Raw genomic sequence first — 22,424 nt, forward strand, 5'->3', positions numbered from 1 at the left:
CATCGACTTCTTGGCAGGCGCTGAGAAAGAAGCCATTGTCCGCTTCTTACCGTGACTCGGCCAGGTCTGACGGCGACGGTCCAGCCCCTCTCTCGGGGCGGGCCGAGGGCAATCAACCAAAGGAGGGTGATGTCAATGGAGAGACCACAACCACTCGGAATAGGCATCGTAGAGAAGTGCCGCGAATGCAGAGGTGTTCTGGCCCAGGCAGGCCAGGAGGTCGCATGCACGAACTGCGGCGTCGTGGCCAGGAGGGAGGGGCCAATCCAGGAAGTCAAGACCGCCTCTCGAGCCGGAGAGCGAAACCGTCTCGGCTCCTACATGGGGACCAAGGCCGACGAGGGCTCCAACGCCGACTACAACGGCGTCTCAACGGTGGGATTCCTGAAGACCATCTCCGACCACATGGGCGAAGACCAGGCAGCCTGGAAGTGCACGTCCCTGATCGAGAGGGTCGCTGAAAGACTCTCTCTGCCCACATTCGTGAAAGCGAACGCAGTCGTCCTGTCGGGGAAGATGCTGGCGGAAAGGAAGAGTGACGGAGGGCCCAGGCGAAGGACCACCGTCCCGGCGATATCCGCCTACTCGCTCCTCTGCGCCTGCAGGGCAGCGGGGATAGACCACATCAGCGCGAAGAGCGTCATCCAGGCCCACACAGACCTGGGCCACAGGGTCACCAAGTCCCTGCTACTGCGTCTGGGGACGGAATCGCGCGTACCCCTCAGATCCGCCGACCCGCAGACGCTCCTTCAGACGGTGATCGGCAGCCTGGAGTCGAACGCCGCCGTCGCGGAGAGACTGAAGAGGCACGGGATTGAACCTCGCCAGTACTTCCGCAGACTCCTGCAAGCCTCAGCGACTGTCGTCACCGCGGTGCGCGAGGTGAAGGAAGGCAACAGCCCGAGAACTGTGGCGGCGACCTCTGTCTACCTGGCGTCCTTGGAGGTGCAGCCGAAGACCCTCACGCAAAGGGACGTTGCTGAGACACTGGGGGTGGCGGAGTACACCATCCGCGAGTTCAGCAGCTGGGCCAGGAGCGAGCTCGGCCCGTTAAATGGAGGTGGCGCCTAGGAGGGCATGCCAGGGAAGAAGAGGCGGGTCAGAAGAATGGAGACCCCATACGCCCGCATCACCGAGATCAGAGAAGCCACAAACAGCGGCGAGGCAAACGGCCTCCTCACTAGCGGCTTCGTCTTGATCAAGGCCGTCGAAAGACGCGAGACAGACGCCCTCGGCAGGCAGTCGAGCAGCATCGTCTACGTCCTCGGGAAGTTGAGAGAGAGCGGGAACGGCCACACATCGAAGCCAAAGACAGAGACACCAACCCCCGGGCACACGGACATCATGGCAGACGAGCCAACTGTGGACCCGGCCCTTCTCGAGAACCTCACGTGGAGAGCCTACGACAACGGGGACGGGGAGTGGACCTTCGTGACCAACCAGGACGGTTCACCCTTGGCGGTGCTGGAACCAGCCAAGGAATTCCTGCAGAGGCTGAGGGAGGGGGAGGACCTGGTCGTCGGCGGCTACAAGTACCGGCTGAGGGAGAAGTTCCTGAAGCGGTACCCCGCGAACGGGCAGACCCGGTAGCGGCAGGCGACCGCACTCATGCAAACAACTGAAAACCCAGCGGGAGCCATCGACCAGAAAACTTGGAGAGAGCGCACCAACTCAGAGCTCGAGAAGATCGTACAGCTCTTCTCTTCGAAGCAACTCCCTGACCTCTGCGCTAAGGCCTTGATCAATGCCCCCGGCAAACCCAGCTCGAAATGGTCCTTCGGCAACCAGCTCCTGGTGCTCCTTGCAGGAACCAGCGATGCGAGGGGCTACAGACAGTGGCAAGAGGTAGGGAGGCAGGTCAGGTTCGGCTCCAGGGCGTTCTACATACTGGGGCCGGTCATCGTCAAGAAGCTTGCACAAGCCGACGCCCCTGACCAGGACGCGGAGCCAGACAGAATCCTCGTGGGATTCCGAACCATCCCAGTCTTCAGGTGCGAGGACACAGAAGGCAAAGAACTCCAGACCTATGCCCCCATAGACCCGCCGCCCCTTCTCGAAGTGGCAGCAAGGTTCGGCATGGAGGTGAAGTACGAGCGCCTCAGCCCCGGCATGTACGGCGTCACCGACCACACAGCCAAGGCGATTACCCTGGCAACGGAGGACTGGGATGTCTTCTTCCACGAACTCGCCCACGCCATCCACCGCACCTTCGAGCCGAAGACCGGGCACGGCCAGGAACCGGAAGCCGAGACCGTGGCGCAGCTGGTCGCCGCCACCCTTGCGAGGCTCTACGGGAGGCCAGCCGACGGCTTCAGCTGGACCTATATCGCCAGCCAGGAGCGATCCGCCAATCCCCAGAGCGTCGGGAGGCTCTGTATGCGAGTCCTTGAGAGGACAAGGAAAGTGCTGGAGCTAATTTATTCAGCTCCAGGCCGCCCTCTCATGGATGGGCCTGACGTTATAGCGCCGACAGCCGCATGATTTCGTGAGAAAAGTTCGCGGTCTCACGATTAGATTATGTCCTAAGTGCGGAGGAATCACTCCCCACCGGACACTATACGTCAAGACTGAGGAAGGCGGGAGGACGAGGTGGTTCCAGCTATTCTGGGCTTGCCTGGAATGCGGCACCTTGAACCACGTCCTCCTTCCCTGTTATCGGCTGCTGTCATTTCCGTCAAGAATGCCCTCCTCTCTTTGTACGAACATCTTCGCCGTCATGAAGGAAGGCCCCGCGGACATCAATGAACTCATCCAGGAGCTGAGGCGGAGACGCTCCTCTGAATCCTCTCACATACTTCATTCGGACGTCCAAATGGCCCTGACGTACATGAAGTCGCAGGGGGTCCTAGCCGAGAAGAGGGTCGACCGCACGTTGCAGAAGCTCGAGGCCCTCGGGGCCCTATCTTCGGAATCGAAGCACCTAGGCGCCTGCCCCGCCGAGATGAAACAAGGCGGCGTGAGGAGGAGTCTGGTCTCGCTGTACGCAGAGAGAAGGATTTCTGGAACAAAGACACGCGTGCCCGTTGGTGTGCTTTGCCTTCACTGTGAATACAACCGCGTTGACCTGAGCCTACCCTGAAAGCCCCCAACTATCACAGAAACTCCGACAGAGTATTGACCTGCGGCTGAATTGATGCCCTTCCCCCTGTTTTTTTGGACCTTCTTCATGGTCCGTACGGTTCCCTAGATGCGCAGGATGCGAAACCCAAAAGCTCCCAATCTCAAGTCTCTTCGCCTTAGCCAAAGACAACAAACTCAGGCTCTGGCATGCCACTCGCGCACACTTGGTTCGTGTCTCCTCCCACCCCGTCTTGCGCCGTGTTAATGGTCGATCCCGAGTCTTCGCCTAGACTCTATTGACAAGCACGACAGTCCGCGGGTTCGGATGTTTCCCTGGCTGTCCAGATGAAACCTGAGTATTGGGTAATTCTGACTGAGTCAAGGATTTCGCAAAATTGGCGGAGCGCAACTGAAGTTAAACCCCCGTGGCGGGTGTGAAGGGGCATGCCATGGGTTAAATCATGACGGCGTGAAACCCGAGTAGTGTCGACCGGTCAGTTCGAGGACATCCTCAGCATTACCGGAACGGGTCTTGCGATTTTTGATGACGGCAAAGGTGTGGGCGTCACCTTCACGGCCGCACTCCATATCAACGGGAGGTTCGAAGGACAGATTGACTTCCCTGCCGAGTTCGAAGGGGATTTCTTTTCTCTTCAGGCTGTCCCCCTGACCTATTTCGACATCGAAGGCGCCGCGAACCTCAGGGATCATGCCTTTCCGATTATGATTCGGCGCTGCCTCCTCACTAGGTTTGAGATTTCTCACGGAGCAACAACAGAACTCCGAGGCAATTTCATCTGCCAAGAGGCGGTTTTCCAAGAAGAGTCCCTGAGGACGGTTCCAACCCGGAAACTCCTCTTCGGCTTCGAGTTAGCCAATGTTTCGAAGACATTCAGAGTGATAGTCGGGACAGAGCTGGGTGAGCTGGTTCTCCGCCACTCGAGTGAAATGGATTCGCTCGAGGCAAGGATGGATTCCTACGGAAGTCCCCTTGTCACTTCATCGGCAACAATCGAGGTGGCTTCGGGCGGCGGCCTCACGCTGGGGGAGATTTTACAGCGCGCGACCGTGACAGTTGAGAATTTCCTCAAGATTACTTCCCTTGCTCAGGGTAAGTGGCACACATGGGTAACAGTAAGCATCTATGAAAGCTCTGTCGATGGAGGAGGCGAACTTCGCTACCTGTCCATCAGGCATGGCAAACTGCTGACATCGTCGGGCCGGCAACTTACGAACCCTGCGCACTCGTCAAGATTCGTGTCCGCTGCGTGGAAAGGGTACTCGGGAAGGAATGTGAAGAAATACGGGTTCGACTTGGCGCTGGAATGGTTCGTCGGTGCCAACGGGTCTCAGCTGCTCGAATCCAAATTCCTCTCTGCAACTACTTGTCTCGAGCTTTTGATGGACCGGTACTCTCAAGAGGCAGGGAATGAATTCATGTTGCCTGGAGAATCCTTCGAACATCTGCGGGAGTACCTGAAGACAAGCCTGAAGGCTTGGGATGGAGCAAAGGGATTGCACTCAGACGTCCTTGGCTCGCTTGAGAACAAGCTGCTCGAACTGAACAGAAGATCTTACTCCCAGAAGGCGAGGATGATGCTGGATTTCTGGAGGATAAAGCGCGACGACCTTGGAGTCACTTTCGGAGACATCGTTTCAATCAGGAACAAAATCACACATACCGGAGATGCCAAGGTATCAGGATCCTACGATATGTTGCTTAAGTGCTACAACGCAATCATGACAATGCTTGCCCGCGTGATGCTGGCGATTCTGGATTACGATGATCAATATTTCGACTGGGTCAAAGGGAATTTCGTGAGCTTTGTAGATGCACGGACGCCAGTGCGGCAATGAGAAACTCAGGAATCAGGGTGGAAAGACTGCATGTCTATTGGTGTTTATATTCGGCGAGCAGGTATCGCGATTAGGATTCTTGACCCGTGCTACTCGCAGGACTGAGGCGCGAACGCATCTCCCATCCCCAGACGGAATATCAGACGATTGGGGCAAGACCAGACCCTTCTGGTGCCTGAGCTGCGGGCGCGGCTTCAGGTCCGTAGAACGTGTGATGGCCCATTACTCAGAGGCCTCTCACGGAAATGAATCAATGAGTGTCGGGTCCCGAGGTTTGACCAAGAAGCAGCAGTTGGATGCGTTCAGGCTGAGAAACAGGTAGCGCTTATACGCTCTTGGGCCCACGCCGGCCGTATGCCTGACGTCCTGACGCCCGGGCAAAGGAGTTTGAACATGTCAAGGATTAGGGGGAGGAATACTAGTCCTGAAAGGATCGTTCGCGCGGGGCTGAAGGATGCCAAGATTACGGACTACCGTATCCATTCATCACTGCCAGGCAAACCCGACATCGTCTTTCCCAAGGCGCGGCTCGCGGTCTTCATAGACGGATGTTTCTGGCACAGGTGTCCTGAGGACTACCAAGAACCTGACACCAGGAAGGACTTCTGGAGGAAGAAAATTGCTGGCAACGTGTTAAGGGACCGGCACGTGGATGGTATCTTGACTGGCACGGGCTGGACTGTCATGAGAATCTGGGAGCATGACGTGAAGGCCAGACCTGAACATGTGATTCGGTTGTTGGCAGCAGGGCTGAAGAAGTCTAGACGGTCAGGACCTCGGCGTTGATTACCGGCCTTTCGACCGGACTCAAGAACGGCTTGATTGCCTCGGCGATGTGCTTGGCCAGTATCGGAGGGACCGCGTTCCCGATCTGCTTGAATTGCTGTGTCATGGGGCCGCAGAACCGGTACCAGTCCGGGAATGACTGGAGCCGGGCCGCCTCCCTGGGGGTGAACGTGCGCGCCTGAGAGGGGTCGGGATGGACATACATCAGGCCGTCCTTCTGCATGTGTGAGAGTATCGTGCTGGAGGGCCTGTGCCAACCCTGCTTCTTGATTCTGTCGGCAAATATGTCAGTCCGGTAAGGGGGCCTGAGCTTCTCGGGGAGGTCCCCCATCTTCTCCCCTACCTTCAGGATCCTGAAGACGTTCCTGTCTCTTTCACTGTGATTCCTAGCGACATGGTTGTAGAGCATAGGTGACCCCGTGCGGACCCGTGCCTGATAGGGGGTCAGGCCGGAGGTTGGCGGATACGGCACTTCGTCCAGGCCGCCCCCAGGTTCTAGCGGAGGTAAGTCGCTTATTGCATCCCCAACATTGAGGTAGTCGGGCAGGGGGTGGGTGGTCTCCCCCAGCTTCAGCTGTGGTTCAGCCTCCCAGTCCATATTCGTCGGCGTAGGGACAGGATTCTTCACCTTCATTCTGTTGCCGATGAAGAATGCGCGTTTGCGTATTTGTGGAACACCGTAACGTGCAGCGTTCAGCACTACCGGTACCGTTTCGTACCCGATGCCCTTGAATTCTTCGATTATCGCTTCCTTGACCTTCCCCTCCCGGAACGAAAGTATTGTCGGGACGTTCTCCATTACGAAAAACTGGGGTTTGACATCACCCACGATCCGAACGAACTCTTTGTAGAGAGTCCTCCTTGGATCTCTGACCCTTTTCTTGCCTTCTTCAGTCAGTCTCTGGTGTCTAATCTTGGGAATCCCGACGTTTGAGAAACCCTGGCAGGGTGGCCCCCCTACCACCACGTCAACATTCCCACTCATCCTCAGCTTCCTGACATTTTCCTTGAGGACAAGGTTCCCTGTTTGCTTGGCGTTGAGCGAAAGAGTCTGGTAGGCGTATTCGTCGTTGTCCACGGCAGCCGCTATGAAGAAGCCCGCCTGCCTGAATCCCTCTCCCAGACCACCTGGCCCGGCAAAGAGATCCACAACCGAGGGCGACCCTATGGGACCTGAACGATACGACAACTGTTTCCCGCCTAGGCCCCTCATTCGCCCGACATTTTGCCTTTGTATTTAAGCCCCGGAACAATTCTCTGACCGTCGGTCGTGCAACGCCTGATTTATCCTGGATAACCGTGGTGCTTAAATAGACCAAGGGCCGTCAGCCAAAAACCATGAACCAACAACCAACATCAATGGGAGAGGAGCTGTATTGTTCGGGCTGAACGCCGAGCACTACAGCATCAATCCGAAGGAGGAGTTCGACGTCTTCCTCGTCAGGCAGAAGGAGTTCCAGGAGTTCTACCAGGACCTGATAGGAACCCTCAACAGCGGCAAAGTGCCGAAATACGTTGTCTACGGGTCGTTCGGAATCGGGAAGACACACTTCCTGTACCACCTGAAGCAGCTGGTCTCTGACGTGACCGAGCCCATTTACTTTCAGACGCCCCCATCCCACAGGCGGACGTCCTTCACCGAGTTCTACGGCGCCGTACTATCAGAAATCGGGAGGACCAGGGTGATGGAGGTCCTTGGCAAGGGGGCAGGAAAACCCGGCAAACTCAGGAAGCTCGGAATGAGCGAGGATCTCGCGCTCGTGGTCGAGAACGCCATCAAGAATGACAAGGCCTTCCTGCTCTGGAAGTTCCTCAGTGGCATCAAGCTGAAATCGAGCGAGGCGGACGACCTAGAGACGATCCATACAGAGCTGGCTCCTGACGATGCAGTCGCCATCCTGAATGCCCTCGGGGCGCTGAGCGAGGAGGCCGGTGGTAAGCCACTGCTGCTGCTGGTCGACGAGTTCGAAAGCACCAGCAACATCGGGGGCGACGCGAGGGTGGTCTTCACCGAGGCCGTCAGGGCCCTGGTAGACGAGAGCAGCAAGGTGGGCGTTGTCTTCGCGGTGACGGCCAGGGCGCTGGCCGAGATGCCGGGGCCGATAGACTACGAACCCGTCAGAAGGCGCATAGGCCTGACCAACTACATCCAGTTCAGGGACTACAGCGAGAACGAGCTCGAGGAGTTCGTCTATGAGGCCATCCTGTACAGGAGGGACAGGAAGTTCGACATCAAAGGCGCCCTCTCCGCCTTGACGACCGACGAGACTGTTGACGCTCAGAGTTACCCGTTCTCCAAGGAGGCGGTGAAGGAGATAGTCAGCGCGGTGGCACTCTTCGCCGCGAACAACAAGATCGAGGCGGCCAGGCCCAAAGAGCTGCTTGAGCTGATGGACAAGGGGCTGCGGGTCGCCCTGCTCAACAAGAAGCATTTCGTCTCCAAGGACATCATACGCAAGGTCAGCGACGAGGTCGTGGAGGGGCTCTCACTGTGAAGGTCCACTGGATGAGGTACCTCGTCGGGGACGCCGGGCACCTTCAGCGGACTTACCTTGCTGTCCTCACGGCGTCCAAGTACAGGGCCCTGAGCATCCGCCCACTGTGTGAGCTGTTCATCGAAAAGTACGGCGGGCTGACGGTGGAGGGGCCCCGGAAGAGGGGCCTGCTGGACTCGGAGTGGAGATCGGCCGAACCTCACTTCAGCTTTGCCAGGGAACTGGACTTCCTAGAGGGGCGGAGGCTGGAGAGGTGGGACGTCACCTTCGGGGCAGGGAGGACGTTCCTAACTCTGTGGGAGGCGAAGCAGAGGCAGACGGAGCTGCTGCTCCACCAGTTCCTCACACACGACAGGACTTTCTCCCTCCCGTTCCTCAGCAGACTGGTCGATGCTGACTACGACTTCGGCAGAGGCAGGTTCAAGGGGCTCGAGGGTCTGGCGAGAGAGGTCTGGGAGGAGATCTGGAAAGCGCACAGGTACGAGCTCGTGGCGCTCGAGCCGCCGCTCCCCGATTCAGTCAAGGTGACCGAAAGGACCCTGCTCCATCACGCGAGCGCGCGAATCAGGTTCCTCAACAGGATGGATGGTCTGGCACTGAACATCGATGTCCTGCGACGGCTGACCGAAGGCTTCCAGGGGACAGAGGATTCTGACCGGATGCCGGCCGATTCCTTTGCCAGGATCAAGGCGGCGACCTCCGGATTGGCCCCAGCCGAAGCGACGGCCAATGAATTGCATGCGGCTCTCATGGATGCATACCAGACCCTGCAGAAGGCAGGGTATATGTCGGGGTACGGGGCCTATCTCCTGGTCAACCAGAAGCTTCCGGCCAACAGATATGTTGCCTGGGAAACGCTGGTCAACCACGCCAGGGTGGGTGAAGGGTTCGTATGGAAATCCAGCTTCAGGAGCGACGATTTTCTCCTCGGAATATCCCCGCAGAAGAAGGTGGCGATGTAGGACGGCGCAGAAGTTCTACGAGCTACAGTCGAGATTCCGGGAGATGTACATGGACGACGTCTCGTACTCTGAGATCTGCGCGACACTCGGTATCGGTGATTACACGGCGCGGGAATGGAGAAGGAAACTAGGCCTGCCGGTCAGGCTCGGGTATGAGCCGGTGTCCTGGATGGATGTAAAGAATCTGAACGGGCTCAGTCCGAGGCAGGTTGTCGAGCGGGTTGCGGGGGCATTCGGCATCAGGGCTGAGGAGATACGACTCATCCTGACGCGGTTCGACAAGCTCCGCCAGAAGGGCAAATCAGCCGGGAGGAACCTCACCCAGCTGCTCCTCACCGCCGTCTACGAATACCTCAGATGGCCTCCGTCGCGCAAGCAGCCCCAGTCACCCACGCTGTTTGCCAAGGTGTGCCAGGACAAAGGGTTTGCAATCAGGCGTTCCAATCTGCTCAGTCTTAGCCGCCTTTACAAGGAGGCGGGGCTCTTCCCCCCTGCCCACCTGACAGCGGCGCAGCTTCTCGAAATAAGATGGCCGGTCCTGATGACCCGCATGGACCTGCCCGCCAAGGTCAGATCGGTGGCACTCGCATTCATATCGGAGGTGAAGTTCGAAGGCAAGAGTCCTGAGGGTGCGGTGGCCGCATCCCTCTTCACCGCGGCGAGAATCCTTTCGTTGAACAGGGCGCAGAGTGACTTCGCCAGTTTCTTCGGCATCACCGAGGTAACGGTCCGCCACGCCATCGTTGACATCTATGCCTATTACGAGAGCATGGGCCAGAATCCAACTGTCAAGGCGGGATTACCTTGAGCGCCGTGTCAGGCGAGGCCGGGGAGCTCATCCTGCCGAAGATAACCGAGAGTTCCCAGCTGCTGGCGGCTCTGGCAAGCACGGGCGCGGGATTCGAAGCCCTCGGCGGCAGCTCGCTGATGCTCACCGAACCGGTCGAGAACAGCGTCGACTCAATTATCCAGGCGCGCAAGGCAGGGTTCAGGGGGAAGGGGATTGTCAGGATCTTCATCGACCGGGGAAAGGAACGCGTCATCATCGTCGACAACGGGCTCGGCTTCATCAATCCGCGTCACATATGTGAGAAGCCGTTCGATTCGCTGAAGAAGTATGACCCGGACCTGACCGGCAAGTTCGCAAGGGGCTTGCAGGGGTTCCGCTCCTACTGCGAAACCTTGAGGTTCGTGACCCGCCGCCGGGACGTCCCGGCAGGGGAGCAGTTCAGAGGAAGATCCGGCAACACCGTGTCGCTGGACTTCAGGGCCAGCAGGCCGGAGGTTGAGGCCGCAGTCGCTCCTGACGTCCTCTTCGAGGAATGGAGCTGGGGGGAGTTCAACCAGGGCGCAGTGGCGTTCTACGGGGACTGGAAGCAGGGGGAGTTCGCCAAGATCCGCAGGGAGAGGCTCACCCGGAGGATCGAGCGCCATTTCGGGGAGCTGATACGCAAGGGGGAGGTTGAAATCCTGCTGTGGGAGGGAGAGGATCTCGTCGCCGGAAGAAAGGTCCCACGCAAGGAGTTCTACGAGTGCAAGCCGAAGGACTACGGCGAATACACCAAGATCGACGTTCCCGCTGCCCAATACAATGGCGGGTCAGCGAAGGGGGAAGCTGTCTTCGAACTCTACCTGATGCCCGGGCCCAAGTCAGACAGGGACTACAGGCCCTTTCTCATGTACAAGGATCGGCCAGTGGGGGACTCTCCCATCGCACTGATTGGGGAGTTCGCTGAGGATGCGGTCTGGAACAGCTCTTACCTGACCGGCTACGTCAGGGCGGACTTCTGCGAGATCAACGAACTCAGGCTTGCCCTCAAGCCGGGGGCCGCCCGGGACTTCCTCTACCAGCAGCTTCTGAACGTCGAGGGGGCGCTCGCCACTGCGATCAAGGAGCACGCCAAGGGGCTGATCGACATCAGGAGGAGTCAGGAAATCAACCAGCTGGTAAACAAGCTGCAGTCCTTTCTCAAGGCCAAGAAGATATTCGACTTCAAGATTGCGCGCGAATCCGGTTCCATATCAACCGGAGACGACGTGGAGACGCTCCAAGGGTCGGTGTCCCAAGGAACTGATGCCCAGTCAGCGTTCCCGGCAGCCTCGGGCGACCCGGCAGTGACAGGCGTCCCAGTCCAGGTCGAGCCGGTCGCGGGCGTCATCCCGGGCGGTGACCCCGGCGTCCACACAGGGCAGACGGATTTCGGCGGGACGGGAGGAGAGGGAGGCGGCAAAAAGGAGGGAGGGCCGGGAGGACCGGGTTCGGAGGCAGGGTACGGCAAGGACGGGTACCGGGACGCCAACGGGGAGCTGAACAAACTCCAAACGGTCGAGCAGCAGGTATCCTCGGGGGACGCGGCCTCTGCCAGCACCAGAACCTACAGGCGCAGGAAGCCGCGGGGGTTCAACATCACCACCCAGGACAACGAATTCTCCGAGTGGCTGTCAGATTTCGACGAACTTACCTCGACCGTGATAGTCAACAGCGGACACCTAAGATACAAGGCCAGGGACAATCCTGACGACCCCATCAACAAAGACCTGCTGGCGTACCTCGCCGAACTCTACATCTGGGAAATCTGCAAGCTCGCTGGAAGGAAGAACAGCGAGTTCCCTGTGATGGACACCTTCCTCAAGACCAAATACGAATTCTTCGAGGTGGACTAGACGGGAGGAAAGGAGGAAGTATTGGCTGCCATAGCGGCCCTGGTCCCCAAAATACAGAAGGACCAGTCGAAGGTCGGAAGCGCAATCGAGGCCTACGATACAAGGCACCTGTGGGCGCTAGGCGATCAGGTCGGGAAATACGAGTCCCTGGCGGGCAGCGAAGAGCAGGCCATCTCCGAGATTCTGACACATTTCGAATCTGGCCTGGTCAGGTTCCAGCCTGCCCTGCTGAAGAAGGCGCGGGCGGCGAGGAGGGCATTCCAGTCAGAAGAAGAGTACCTGGCATATGCCAAGGGGGTGAGTTACGGCAAGCTCAGGGAGGTTCTCCCCATTCTGGACTCGGACTTTGCCCAGGCCTTGGGGGTCCCACAGGACGAGTTCACGAGACTGAGGGGCCTTCTCCCTAAGCTGACGTACGAGGAGACCCTGGCCGAGGTCAGGAAGATCAGGGAGAAGTATGACCCCGAAGGAATCACGGTTGACTACGACCAGGTCTGGGAGGACATGGAAGCATCGGTCACCGTCCTGAGCGCGGCGGTCAACAACAGAGACAGGACAGGCATGAGTGAATTCAGGCAGCTTTTCGGCGCCGATTTCATAACAAACAGCAGGCGGCTGATGGCGGCCCTGAACGACGAGACAGGCTTCAAGGGCATCACCGCCGGCCTCTCGAGGAATTTCGGCCGCGACCTAGACACCACCTCCCCCGGCCTCAAGGGAGAGATCAACCGGGTTGTGCACAGCCTGTCCCTCCTGAGGCGTGCAGACCCCAAGGCTAGAGAGAGGTTCCGCGACAGAGTCGGGAAGATGATGATAGGCGAGCTGGGCACGCTGATGAAGGCTGCGAGCAGTGACGAGGAAACCGAGAGATACCTGAGGAGCAGGAAAATCATTGAGAGACTGAAGGTTCCATAATTGAGCAAGACCACCAGTGCAGGCCTCGATTTCACAAAGGAACAGCTGAAGATCATTTCGCACCGCAACGGGCACCTCAGGATAATCGCCTGCCCTGGCTCCGGCAAGACCGAGGTCGTCTCCCAGCGAGTAGTCCGACTGATTGAGGGTGGCGTCGCGCCCAAGACGATCGTCGCGTTCACATTCACAGAAAAGGCGGCGGAGGAACTGAAGTTCAGGATCCGCCAGATTCTCGAGGAGCGGTGCCCAGACAGGGCCGATTTCGGGGACATGTTCGTCGGCACGATTCACTCGTTCTGCTTCCAGATGCTCAAGGAGCTGGTCCCGGAGTACCGTTCGTACGACGTGCTGGACGACCCGAAGAGGGTCGCGTTCCTTTCGAAGGGGGCGAATTACTTCTACAACATCGGGCTCGTCAGGCTGGAGAAGACCCACGGTCTCTGGTACTTCCAGACGATTGACCGGTTCATCGAAAGCGCCGACATTGTGATGACCGAGGATGTGGACCCGGACAGAATCACAGACAGGAGGTTCGCGGAGTGCTACGGGAACTACAGGGCGTCCTTGGACAGGGAGAAGTACTTCGACTTCTCGTCCGTGATGCACGCCTTCGTCTCTCTCCTGAGGGACAACCGCGAGGTGAGGAAGGCTGTCCACGCCCGGATCAAGCATGTCGTCGTCGACGAATACCAAGATGTGAATAGAATCCAGGACCTGCTGGTCGAGCTCCTGTCAGAAGGCGCCGACTCCGTCTGCGTCGTCGGGGATGACGACCAGAACATATACCACTGGAGAGGCTCCGACGTGAGCATCATCAGGAGCTTCGCGAAAAAGTACGGACGGAGATACAGGGTCACCGAAGGGCGCCTTTCCACCAATTTCAGAAGCACAGGGGCAATCATAGACACCGCGAGGTCGTTGATAGAACACAACGACGAACGGCTGGCCAAGGAAATGGAGCCGAGCCGAAAGCTGCCGAGAAAGAGCGAACCGGGGGACATAATCTACCACCACTTCGGTTCCGACAACGAGGAGTACAGCTTCATACTTGACAAAATCAGGGAGCTGCTGGGCACCGACTTCCTCGACAAAAGGAACAACCCGTTCTCCCTCTCGTACAGCGATTTCGCGGTCCTCGTTAGGAGCAACGCGGATGCCGCCAAGGTAGTGGCGTTCCTCGACCGCAACCACATTCCATGCGTGGCCTACAGCGGGACGAGCGTCTTCGAAGCGCCCGAAGTCGTGCTGGCAATGAATTGCATCGCATACCTTTTCGGGGCCAAGTCGTACCCGGACTTCGGGAAGACTCCCACTCTCAGCCAGCTAGGTGAGGCCTACAAGGCTGTGTTCGACCGGAGGTTCACGGAGGCGAAGGTGGAAAAATTCATCGTGGGGATGGCGAGGGTAAGGAAAGAAGCGGACGCCCTCCTCACGAAAGGCAAGAAGGACTACTTCGGCGACCTCGGCCTCCAGGGGTTCTACTACAAGATACTCTCGGCGATGGGCGCAGGAAGATTTGACTTCGGGGATGTTACGAATTACAACCTCGCGGCTCTGAGCCGTGCCATCTCTGACTACGAGTCGGTCTGGATCAGGCTGAGAGCCAGCGAAGTCAGGTACTTCTTCAACTTTGTCAGATCCTTCGCAGAAAGCCACTACACAGACACGCAACACAGCGACGCTTCGGTGATCAATGCCGTCCACGTCCTTACCATCCACAAAGCGAAGGGGCTGGAGTACCCTGCCGTGTTCATCCCCGGATTCGAAACAAGAAGGAAGCCTCTCTCAGGTTACAATTTCGTCGACAGCAAACTGTACGACGTCCGGAAGTACGAGGGGACCAAGGAGGACGAAAGGCGTGTCTATTACACAGCCATGACTAGGGCAGAGAAGTACCTCTTCATCAGCGGGTCAGAAGACCACGAGGGCAGGAAGCATTCGTACAAGTCCCACCCCTTTGTCCAGGAGCTGGACTTCGGGCACGTCTCAGGCGTCGTGAAGCTGAAGAGGCTCCGCTCGGGCCTTCCTCCGAAGGCGGCCGTGTCGGGCACATACCCCACTTCGTTCACACAGCTGAACGCATACTCCCGGTGCCCGCAGGACTTCAGGCTGAGACACATCTACCAGTACAATGCAGGGGTCCCCGTCACCTTCGGCTACGGAACCAATGTCCACAATGCCCTCAACATAATCCACTCTGACTATGTCGAGAACAGGAAGGTCCCGGACGACGGCGAAATCGAGGCGCTGGTAAACAGGATATTCAAGCTCCGCTACGCCACAAAACCCATTGCAGACAGGATGAAGACGAGCGTGATCAGGATCGTGAAGAATTACGTGGGGCTCCACAAAGGCGACTTCGGCAGGATTCTTGAAACGGAGAAGAAGTTCGAATTCGCCCTCGACGACGCTCTCATCGCCGGCCAGATCGACCTCCTGAAGAAGGTCGACGAAAAGGGCTCTGTGACAGAGGTGGAGATAATCGATTTCAAGACCGAGCAGAACGACAGCATCTACACGGCTGATTATGAAAGGCAGCTCAGATTCTATGCAATCGCATGTCTCGAATCCCTAGGACTGGACCCGCAGAAGGCGTACGTCCACCACCTCGACGAGAACAGGAAGAGCGAGGTGGACATATCCGCTTCAGTTCTGGGTGCAACCAGAAACGAGGTGGCTGAAGAGGTCTCCAAGATACTGCGCAAACAGTTCCCACCCAGACCCTCTGCTAGGACATGCTCGGAGTGCGACTATGCCATGATCTGTCGCTTCAGACACCCAAGTGCTGGTTGATGAATGCCCGGGCTTAGAAGGTTTTGAAATGAATCGATCACCTCCCAAGGATTCCGGAAGCAGGTACCACCATCTGCCAACCAACCAAAAATCGACTGTTATGTGGTCGAAGGCTTGGGATGCGATGGAAGTCGTAAAACAGCATCTGGGCGGTCGGCGCGAGTATTACGCTGTTCTGGGGGAGCTATACCGAGCTGTTCTCGAGTCTCCGGATTTCAAAGGGAAGATCTCCATGCTCGACTTGGACGATTTCTTCCTCGACGTGCGCCTGCACACACGGAGGAGATTGATCGAGAATGTGACCAAGGGAGACCTTGAGAGAGCACTTCGGAAGCATCTCTTTCACAAGGAGCGCTGGTACGATTTCTACTTCGGCCCGCTTATGACCGCAGGATTCCCAGCCGGGGTGGAATTCGGCCTTGGCCAGCTGAGACCGTTTGCGGAATTGCCTCCCGACGTGCGGAGATTCGTCAGTGCTCACCACTATAAAGCCCAGAATCGCCCTAGGAAAAGGAGTGCCTCGGCCATGGAGACCCCTAGATCCGAGGATTGGTTCCTGCACCTTCGTGTCAGTACTGTGGGACGGATGGATGCAGTCGAAAAGGCCCAGCTAGGGAAGAGGCGGACTCTCGCCGCGTATGAGCTGATCACGGGAGCCGGGGAGTTCACCAGAGGTTTGGTTTACTGGGCGTTCCCTGCCATGGACGATGACCAATGTTACATGATGTGCGACGAGACCGGGGAATCAAAGCACTTCGAAGTCACCGATCTCCCAACTTTCATTGCAAGGGTCCCTGGTGTTGAGGAAATAGCAGATGACATGACCCGGATTGTCCGAAAGAACAACGCCTCGGAGCTCGAGACTAGGATAGTGGCATGTGCCGATATCTTCGGAATGATTGAAGGAAGTGCGCCCCTTAACGTGAGGTTCCTCCTCAAGATGATAGCATTGGAGTCGCTCTTCTTGTCCGAAGACGACCGTGACAACTTGGGTTGGAAGCTCGCAGAGAAGGTTACGTACCTACTGGGTGATAGCAAATACTGGATGGCTTTCGCGTTCGGACTCTTGCCTCATATGGGGTTTCTAGGAAATGTCCCAGAAGGCATGGTCACGGACGATTTTGTAAAGGAAAACCGTTCCGAGTCCCGAGTCCGCCTGAACAGGGAAGTCGTCCGTCTCTATAGAAAGAGATCTTCGTTCGCTCACCAACAGGTGAGACGCCGGGCCGAACCAATAAACGATTACGACTACGAGATGGTTTCATGGCTGCTGAGACTCTCCGCAATTGCCATGCTCGCCTTGACAAAGAAAGGCATAACTCATCTCAGAAGGACAGAGCCCTCAGATCCATCCAGTTTCGACGGCTTGATTGAGAAGCTCAAGTACTAATGACAGTTCTTGGGTTAGGGGATAGCATCGAGATTCCTTCTTGGTCCTGCGTAGAGTCTTGACCCTCAAGTTGGCATCTTTGCCTGCTCCATGGCGGCGGTCTCGCCTTGGTAAGCCTGCTGAACTCCTTCAATATCCGATTATCATGATGCCGCGCAGGGGGATTCCAAGCTTCCCGCTTGCAAAGAGGGTGTCCATGAATTCGAGAATCTTCCCGTAGTCCTTGGTTCCCAAGTAGGTCTTTCGCACCGCGATCGCGAGGTATTCGACGTTGTGCATGACGCACGCTTCGAAAACGTCCTTCAGGAACTGGAAATTGGTGAAAGCCCTTCCCGCCTCGATTTCTATCACCGTTTTCCCAGCCTCATGATACGCGTCAACCTGAAAAGACTTTTGCCATTTGCCCCTTTCCCCGAATAGGACCGGGACGCTGATGCGGCTTCCCTTCTCTTTGTCCTCTACTTGGAATCCAAGCTTCTTCAGCTTCGGCCTAAGGATGTCAAGTACTTTGTTGCTCTTGAACTTGTGGACGTCCGAAGTGACCTGCTTCTCTACCTGCTCGAAGCAGGCTACTACGCCTTTCAGCAGGGCCGGGGCCTCGGCGTTCTGTGGGTAGCACTTCCAATCTATCATCGAGGCGGACACGGGCCTCGCGCACCGTATAACCCTATTTTCCCGAATGGCCAAGCGAAGCGCATCAGGGCCTCGGTATCGATTACGACGGCGAAAACCCGTTCCTTTTGAGGTATCCATCGACGTCTTTGCGGGGGCAAAGGTCGCTGTCGAAATAGACGAGTTTCATTCTTCGTAACGCATCGGCGGAGAAGTTAGCAGTCTTCCCAGAGTCCCCCGGCGTATTGCTGAGTCTGAAATCGCCCGCCCCTAGCCGTCCGCACTTCACCTCCCAAATTGCCACGGCGTCTCCTCGGGTTCCTTTGACGTACCGGTAGCCGTTCTCCGAGTCCACCAGCACGTATCTGACTGAAATGTGCGGCCCTGGTTTTGGCAGGTGTCCCTTGGGCAGGTTAGTCTCCAATGCGACCTTGATTTCCACCCCGCCAGTTGCGGTGCGGGACACGGGGATGAGGTCGGGGTACTTGTGAGGGCTATTCCTCTTCCAAACCCCGTTCGACGACTTTGCCAGGATGCCGCCGAAGACGTTGCCCAAGACAGCGGAAAGGTTCGCCAGTTCGATGAGTTGGGAAAGGCGAGTTTCGGAACGCTGCTGCAATTCGTCGTCGATGAAGTCGAGGACCGAGTAGGTCGCTTCGATTGCCGTCCTAATCATCCCCTGGTTCATGCGGAAAGCAGGGGGTGGGTCTTCGAACGTCCCCCGCGCGAGCCTGGCCGGGCGAGGGCGCACCAAATCTTGGACTTGGGCGTAGAGGTTGCTTGCGATCGAAATCGCGTCAGAGAGGGTGGGCTCCAGCGTCCCGCCATCTACCTGCCCGATAGTCCTTTCGCTTATTCCCGTTTCTTTCGAGAGTTGCTCGAGCGGCTTCCCGACTTTCTCTCTCAACTGCCTCATCGTCCTGCCAAAGCCCGGCTGGACAGGCGACATGGGCTAGGGAGAAATGTGGGTTGTTTTATATCATCGCCACATTGTATGGTCGACCAAATCGGCCATGGCTTGGAAAGTGATGGACCTGTTCTGCGGAACAGGCGGGTTTTCACACGGCCTGTGCGAGGGCCTCGGGGATGAGAGCAAGGTGGTTTTTGGGATCGACATCCTCAAGCATGCGGTGGCCACATTCAGGGCCAACAACGCGCAGGCTATAGCGGTCTGCGCCGACATCACCAAGTTCCCCCCCCGGCGGGTGCAGGCCGATTTTGGAATCTCGAGAGGAGACATCGATGTCATAGCGGGAGGGCCACCGTGCCAAGGGTTCACTTCGATCAGGCCGCACCGTTCGAGGAACAACGACGACCTGAGGAACTCCCTGTACGTCGACTTTTTGGACTACGTCGACTACTTCAGGCCCAAGGCGTTCATCATGGAGAACGTGATTGGGCTGGCTACGTACAACCATGGCAGGACCATCCGGGCCGTGATGGATCGAGCCAAAGGCACGGGGTACAGCGTCGATTGGAGGATATTCAACGCCGCAAACTTCGGGGTTCCCCAGAGAAGGGAGCGCTTACTAATGGTGGGGTTCCGCGACGTCCCCCGATTTAGTTTCCCGAGACCCACTCACAAGAGCAACGGCTCGACGATAGGTTACTACGACAAGTCGAAGGTGATTTCCGTGACTCCCGAAATCGACAACGCAAGGGAATTGGCAGAAGCGCTGACGGCTTGGGACGCGATAAGCGACCTGCCCGAAGTCGAACCCGGCCGCGAGGTGAGGGCGTACTCTAAAGCGCCCCTGAACGAGTACCAGAAGAGGTTGCGGGGGGGTTGCAACGAACTCGCGTTGCACTATGCAACTTCCCATGGCCGCAGAATGCTAGACATCGTGAAAAGAAGCGGCCCCAACGTCAACTCGCTGCCCAAGGGGATCGTCAAAAGCGGCTTCTCGACTTCGTATTCGCGGATCGAGCCAGACAAGCCTTCAGTGACTCTTACAGGCAACTTCCCTTATCCAGGATCAAACAAGTGTATCCACCCGTTCCAAGACAGGGCCATCACGCCAAGGGAGGCGGCGAGGATACAGTCGTTTCCGGACAACTTCGTGTTCATAGGCAACAAGTCGCAGATTGCCAAACTCATAGGGAACGCCGTTCCTCCTCTCTTGGGCAACGTGATGGGAAAGTGGTGCAGACGGTACCTAGACGGAACCGCCGTCGACTTGGGCCCTATCTACCAGACCGCCGGATGAATCCTCGAAGGCCACGTCGGTCGAAGGACCCGTTCTCCAAGGCGAAGCGTAGCGAAGTAATGTCGCGCATCAGAAGCAAAGGAACAAAGCTGGAAAAAGCGATGAGACAAATCCTCGAAGAGATGAACATCCGCTACCTTTCCCATCCAAGGCTCGAAGGGAACCCCGACTTCCTCCTTCAAGGGAGGATTGCCCTGTTCTGCGACAGCAGCTTCTGGCACGGCCGCCGCTGGAAGGCGCTGAAGAAACGCTTGGAAAGAGGTTCGCGGCCCGAATATTGGGTCGCCCACATCGCAAGGAACCGAGCAAGAGACAGGCAGGTGACCCGTCAACTCTCCGGCGAGGGGTACTTGGTCCTGCGTTTCTGGGACGACGAAGTTTTCGGGGACCCGCGGCGTTGCCGACGCGAACTGGTCGAAGCCCTAGGTCGCACCGAGTAACAGGCTCCTGCCTAGGGTGAACGGGGCCGGGTTCAGGCCCGAAGCGAGAACATGGTCTCCAACTCGGACCGAATCGGGCTGAGGACTTCGTGCACCGGGCACCTCGTGCCGTAGTACCTGATGGGGGGCTTGTACTTGTTGTACTTGGGCCGATAGACGTGGACCGCTAGGCATTCGAGTTTGCCCAGATCGCGCTTGCTGTCGGTCGAGAGTATCTGGACATGGGTGCACTCACGCCAAAGGTCCGTTCGCCACTTGCCTCCGCCGCCCCACACGTCGTTCTTGGTCTGCCCCACGTAAAGGCAATCGTTGCCCCGCCAGAACAGGTAAATCTGCCTAGACGTCTCAAGCGAATCGTAGAACCCGTCGAGGAACACTCCTATCCTATCCCACGAGTCAGATGAAAGCGGACCGTTCCTGTTCAACCGCGGTCGCTTGCGCGCGTACGTGCGGCCTGAAGTAAGGCTCTTGAATTCCGACTTCGCCATGGGGTACAAGGCGTCTTCAGCCCGGCCGAGTGCGTCCTCAATCAGCGCATCGCGCGTTTCTCTGTCGAGATCGTTTGGGGGACGTCCGGGGGGTGTCTCAAGAAATCTCGTCAGTTCCGTCTTCTTGAACTCGAACAGTTCATCGAGCGAGCGCCTGAAACTGCTGACATCCCATCGCAACGGTGTAGCCCGCAGCGTTTGTAGATAAAAGCAGTAGTCGGAGTCCTAATCCCTACGCCACGCCAGCGACTGGACGCTTTTTGGCGGCGAGTTGCGCCTCCAAGTTTTCGAGGTAGTCCTCGATTTCAATTTCCTCAATCTGCTTCTTCTTCCTTTCAAGATTCTCCTGCCTGAACTTGTCCAAGAACTCCTCCTGGACGATGTATCTTCCCTCTCTTTCTTGCAGCACACGCAGGTCCATCAGCTTTCGGAGCTTCGCCTGGTTGAACCCCTCCAACTTGCTGACTTGCTCCAAACTCTTCCCTGCGGGGACCGTGCGCAGCCAAGCGATTAACTTCAAAGCGAACGTTTCGAAATCCCCGGTAGTTCCCCGAGCCCTCCTCGTGTCCCAAGCTTTGCGCGCTTTCGCCGATAGAATCCCCTTCCGCTTCATCGTAGCCACAGCCTTCCGCGCGCCTTCCTTCGTCAATTCCCTTGGCTTGGGGGAGGCGTGCCTTATGAGTATTGGCGGTAGAATGGCCCGCTCTGCTAAGCTCTCCCTCCGGGAGGACATGAGCATAGCTTGGGTGCGAACGAGGGAACCAAAATTGAGGTTCGAATCGCCCAGTGAAAACATAGTCGACTAACCCAAATAAGCCCGCGTTGACCAGTTCCAAATGCCCTGTCCAACTTGCGCTTCATTGCGGGTGTTCATTTCCTCCTTGGCCATCGTCACAGAGGGTCTCCTTGATGGCTAAGAGAAAGGAGTTGTGATCCGAGTAACGAAGAACGACCGATCTAACAGGTCGGAGACATGAGGCATGCTACGTTCCGTCGCGACCCCTTCCGGCCCATTAATCACCTGGCGAGGAGAACACGCATTATGCTTTCGTTTGGGGGAATGGAGGCATGTCTCCGAGAACGAAGTCAAAGCCTGTCGGCAATGAGGGCGCAATGGCGGCTCTGGACGACTACTTCTACAAGGCCTTCCTAGCCAAGATGAGCGAGAGGAGCATCGACATCGGCGGGCTAAAGAAGCTGGCAGACAGATGCTCGACCGATTCCCCCCCCGCGGGAGGTCCTGCTGGAGCTGCCAGAGAGAATCTCCAGGATTGACATGATGGGCCTCCTCTACCCTCTCTCGACCTTGGCCAAGCGGGAGGACAGGATCGGAAGGGAAGGACATCGGTAAAGCGGCCTAAGAAGCGATACTAGTCGTCCCATTGAACGACCCTTACTGGCGTTCAGAACGCATTGACCAGGTTGGGGGTACTACCAAAATTTCGACACAGGTGTACGTTTGTGGTAGTTTTCCGTAAAAATTGTGGTAGTGTGATTCCTGCTTTCCTTCAGCGTTCCTTGGTAGGTGCGGAAATTCCTAAACTGGCGCCAGGGGCCAATCTAGTACCAAAAACGGCTCTAAATGTGCCATTCCAGTGCTGGCACGCCACTGCAAGTCGGCCGCCGTTAAATCTGGCCATGGCTTGAGTTCCCATGAAGCTGCTTGGCCAGGGAACTGTCGATTTGCGTTCCTTCAAGGAGAAGGTCCGTGCCAAGCTTCCTGCCGACAGCCCCGTCGTCTCCGACCTCCTTCAA

At 57.4% G+C, this 22,424-nt stretch carries 21 protein-coding genes; 16 read left to right on the plus strand and 5 right to left on the minus strand.

The genetic code is table 11. The features are described from left to right. The first annotated feature begins 135 nt into the window (after positions 1 to 135). The 6 genes from HY247_08330 to HY247_08355 all read left to right on the plus strand — a co-directional run bounded on the left by HY247_08330 (position 136) and on the right by HY247_08355 (position 5,703). Positions 136 to 1,071: a hypothetical protein gene (locus HY247_08330; protein QQG48725.1), complete on the plus strand. Its 936-nt coding sequence runs from the start codon at positions 136 to 138 to the stop codon at positions 1,069 to 1,071. Positions 1,072 to 1,077: 6 nt separating this feature from the next. Further along, positions 1,078 to 1,590: a hypothetical protein gene (locus HY247_08335; GenBank protein QQG48726.1), complete on the plus strand. Its 513-nt coding sequence runs from the start codon at positions 1,078 to 1,080 to the stop codon at positions 1,588 to 1,590. Positions 1,591 to 1,608: 18 nt separating this feature from the next. Continuing rightward, positions 1,609 to 2,481 (plus strand): M48 family peptidase, encoded by an 873-nt coding sequence (locus tag HY247_08340; GenBank protein QQG48727.1) that lies wholly within the window; start codon positions 1,609 to 1,611, stop codon positions 2,479 to 2,481. A 199-nt stretch (positions 2,482 to 2,680) separates the two neighbouring features. Next, positions 2,681 to 3,079, plus strand: a complete 399-nt coding sequence (locus HY247_08345; GenBank protein ID QQG48728.1) for a hypothetical protein — start codon at positions 2,681 to 2,683, stop codon at positions 3,077 to 3,079. 464 nt (positions 3,080 to 3,543) lie between these two features. Then, positions 3,544 to 4,917 (plus strand): hypothetical protein, encoded by a 1,374-nt coding sequence (locus HY247_08350; protein QQG48729.1) that lies wholly within the window; start codon positions 3,544 to 3,546, stop codon positions 4,915 to 4,917. Between the two features lie 354 nt (positions 4,918 to 5,271). Beyond that, complete coding sequence (locus HY247_08355) at positions 5,272 to 5,703, plus strand: very short patch repair endonuclease (protein ID QQG48730.1); 432 nt, start codon at positions 5,272 to 5,274, stop codon at positions 5,701 to 5,703. Here HY247_08355 and HY247_08360 read toward each other — a convergent pair. After that, positions 5,678 to 6,916: a DNA cytosine methyltransferase gene (locus HY247_08360; protein QQG48731.1), complete on the minus strand. Its 1,239-nt coding sequence runs from the start codon at positions 6,914 to 6,916 to the stop codon at positions 5,678 to 5,680. The two genes, HY247_08355 and HY247_08360, sit on opposite strands and share 26 nt — an antisense overlap. Positions 6,917 to 7,079: 163 nt before the next feature. Between HY247_08360 and HY247_08365 the strand changes: the two genes are divergently transcribed. From HY247_08365 to HY247_08395, 7 genes are all read left to right on the plus strand, one after another. Further along, positions 7,080 to 8,198: a DUF2791 family P-loop domain-containing protein gene (locus tag HY247_08365; GenBank protein ID QQG48732.1), complete on the plus strand. Its 1,119-nt coding sequence runs from the start codon at positions 7,080 to 7,082 to the stop codon at positions 8,196 to 8,198. Continuing rightward, on the plus strand, positions 8,195 to 9,160 hold the full coding sequence (locus tag HY247_08370) for a hypothetical protein (protein ID QQG48733.1): 966 nt from the start codon (positions 8,195 to 8,197) through the stop codon (positions 9,158 to 9,160). The genes HY247_08365 and HY247_08370 overlap by 4 nt, the downstream gene beginning before the upstream one ends. A gap of 43 nt (positions 9,161 to 9,203) precedes the next feature. Beyond that, positions 9,204 to 9,968 carry a hypothetical protein gene (locus HY247_08375; GenBank protein QQG48734.1) on the plus strand — a complete coding sequence of 255 codons (765 nt, stop codon included), beginning with the start codon at positions 9,204 to 9,206 and terminating at the stop codon, positions 9,966 to 9,968. Beyond that, positions 9,965 to 11,824 carry a hypothetical protein gene (locus HY247_08380; protein QQG48735.1) on the plus strand — a complete coding sequence of 620 codons (1,860 nt, stop codon included), beginning with the start codon at positions 9,965 to 9,967 and terminating at the stop codon, positions 11,822 to 11,824. Before HY247_08375 ends, HY247_08380 begins: the two co-directional genes overlap by 4 nt. 21 nt (positions 11,825 to 11,845) lie before the next feature. Next, positions 11,846 to 12,739: a hypothetical protein gene (locus HY247_08385; GenBank protein ID QQG48736.1), complete on the plus strand. Its 894-nt coding sequence runs from the start codon at positions 11,846 to 11,848 to the stop codon at positions 12,737 to 12,739. Beyond that, positions 12,740 to 15,532 (plus strand): ATP-dependent helicase, encoded by a 2,793-nt coding sequence (locus tag HY247_08390; protein QQG48737.1) that lies wholly within the window; start codon positions 12,740 to 12,742, stop codon positions 15,530 to 15,532. A gap of 124 nt (positions 15,533 to 15,656) precedes the next feature. Further along, positions 15,657 to 16,922 (plus strand): hypothetical protein, encoded by a 1,266-nt coding sequence (locus tag HY247_08395; protein QQG48738.1) that lies wholly within the window; start codon positions 15,657 to 15,659, stop codon positions 16,920 to 16,922. A gap of 129 nt (positions 16,923 to 17,051) precedes the next feature. Here the strand turns inward: HY247_08395 and HY247_08400 are convergent, their stop codons facing one another. Together HY247_08400 and HY247_08405 are read right to left on the minus strand one after the other, a co-directional pair. Then, entirely contained in the window at positions 17,052 to 17,555 is a 504-nt protein-coding gene (locus tag HY247_08400) for a hypothetical protein (GenBank protein ID QQG48739.1), read from the minus strand. Between the two features lie 82 nt (positions 17,556 to 17,637). Next, positions 17,638 to 18,483, minus strand: a complete 846-nt coding sequence (locus tag HY247_08405; protein ID QQG48740.1) for a helix-turn-helix transcriptional regulator — start codon at positions 18,481 to 18,483, stop codon at positions 17,638 to 17,640. A gap of 64 nt (positions 18,484 to 18,547) precedes the next feature. On the opposite strand from HY247_08405, the gene HY247_08410 reads away from it, so the two are divergent. Together HY247_08410 and HY247_08415 are read left to right on the plus strand one after the other, a co-directional pair. Next, a complete protein-coding gene (locus HY247_08410) occupies positions 18,548 to 19,741 on the plus strand; it encodes a DNA cytosine methyltransferase (GenBank protein ID QQG48741.1) in 1,194 nt (397 codons plus the stop codon). A 59-nt stretch (positions 19,742 to 19,800) separates the two neighbouring features. Next, on the plus strand, positions 19,801 to 20,181 hold the full coding sequence (locus tag HY247_08415; protein ID QQG48742.1) for a DUF559 domain-containing protein: 381 nt from the start codon (positions 19,801 to 19,803) through the stop codon (positions 20,179 to 20,181). Positions 20,182 to 20,213: 32 nt separating this feature from the next. Here the strand turns inward: HY247_08415 and HY247_08420 are convergent, their stop codons facing one another. After that, positions 20,214 to 20,849 carry a hypothetical protein gene (locus tag HY247_08420; GenBank protein QQG48743.1) on the minus strand — a complete coding sequence of 212 codons (636 nt, stop codon included), beginning with the start codon at positions 20,847 to 20,849 and terminating at the stop codon, positions 20,214 to 20,216. Between the two features lie 52 nt (positions 20,850 to 20,901). Continuing rightward, positions 20,902 to 21,402 carry a hypothetical protein gene (locus HY247_08425; protein QQG48744.1) on the minus strand — a complete coding sequence of 167 codons (501 nt, stop codon included), beginning with the start codon at positions 21,400 to 21,402 and terminating at the stop codon, positions 20,902 to 20,904. A gap of 335 nt (positions 21,403 to 21,737) precedes the next feature. Between HY247_08425 and HY247_08430 the strand changes: the two genes are divergently transcribed. After that, the gene (locus HY247_08430) at positions 21,738 to 21,944 is read left to right on the plus strand and encodes a hypothetical protein (protein ID QQG48745.1); all 207 of its coding nucleotides are present in this window, start codon (positions 21,738 to 21,740) and stop codon (positions 21,942 to 21,944) included. Positions 21,945 to 22,424: the final 480 nt, after the last annotated feature.

The organism is archaeon (genome assembly GCA_016432545.1).
In the GTDB taxonomy this organism is placed as follows: domain Archaea; phylum Thermoproteota; class Nitrososphaeria; order Nitrososphaerales; family Gagatemarchaeaceae; genus UBA183.

Coding starts and splice junctions, on each gene's coding strand:
- HY247_08330 (QQG48725.1), top strand. CDS start 136: ATGGAGAGACCACAACCACTCGGAATAGGCATCGTAGAGAAGTGCCGC.
- HY247_08335 (QQG48726.1), top strand. CDS start 1,078: ATGCCAGGGAAGAAGAGGCGGGTCAGAAGAATGGAGACCCCATACGCC.
- HY247_08340 (QQG48727.1), top strand. CDS start 1,609: ATGCAAACAACTGAAAACCCAGCGGGAGCCATCGACCAGAAAACTTGG.
- HY247_08345 (QQG48728.1), top strand. CDS start 2,681: ATGCCCTCCTCTCTTTGTACGAACATCTTCGCCGTCATGAAGGAAGGC.
- HY247_08355 (QQG48730.1), top strand. CDS start 5,272: ATGCCTGACGTCCTGACGCCCGGGCAAAGGAGTTTGAACATGTCAAGG.
- HY247_08360 (QQG48731.1), bottom strand. CDS start 6,916: ATGAGGGGCCTAGGCGGGAAACAGTTGTCGTATCGTTCAGGTCCCATA.
- HY247_08375 (QQG48734.1), top strand. CDS start 9,204: ATGTACATGGACGACGTCTCGTACTCTGAGATCTGCGCGACACTCGGT.
- HY247_08395 (QQG48738.1), top strand. CDS start 15,657: ATGGAAGTCGTAAAACAGCATCTGGGCGGTCGGCGCGAGTATTACGCT.
- HY247_08400 (QQG48739.1), bottom strand. CDS start 17,555: ATGATAGATTGGAAGTGCTACCCACAGAACGCCGAGGCCCCGGCCCTG.
- HY247_08405 (QQG48740.1), bottom strand. CDS start 18,483: ATGTCGCCTGTCCAGCCGGGCTTTGGCAGGACGATGAGGCAGTTGAGA.
- HY247_08410 (QQG48741.1), top strand. CDS start 18,548: ATGGCTTGGAAAGTGATGGACCTGTTCTGCGGAACAGGCGGGTTTTCA.
- HY247_08415 (QQG48742.1), top strand. CDS start 19,801: ATGTCGCGCATCAGAAGCAAAGGAACAAAGCTGGAAAAAGCGATGAGA.
- HY247_08425 (QQG48744.1), bottom strand. CDS start 21,402: ATGTCCTCCCGGAGGGAGAGCTTAGCAGAGCGGGCCATTCTACCGCCA.
- HY247_08430 (QQG48745.1), top strand. CDS start 21,738: ATGTCTCCGAGAACGAAGTCAAAGCCTGTCGGCAATGAGGGCGCAATG.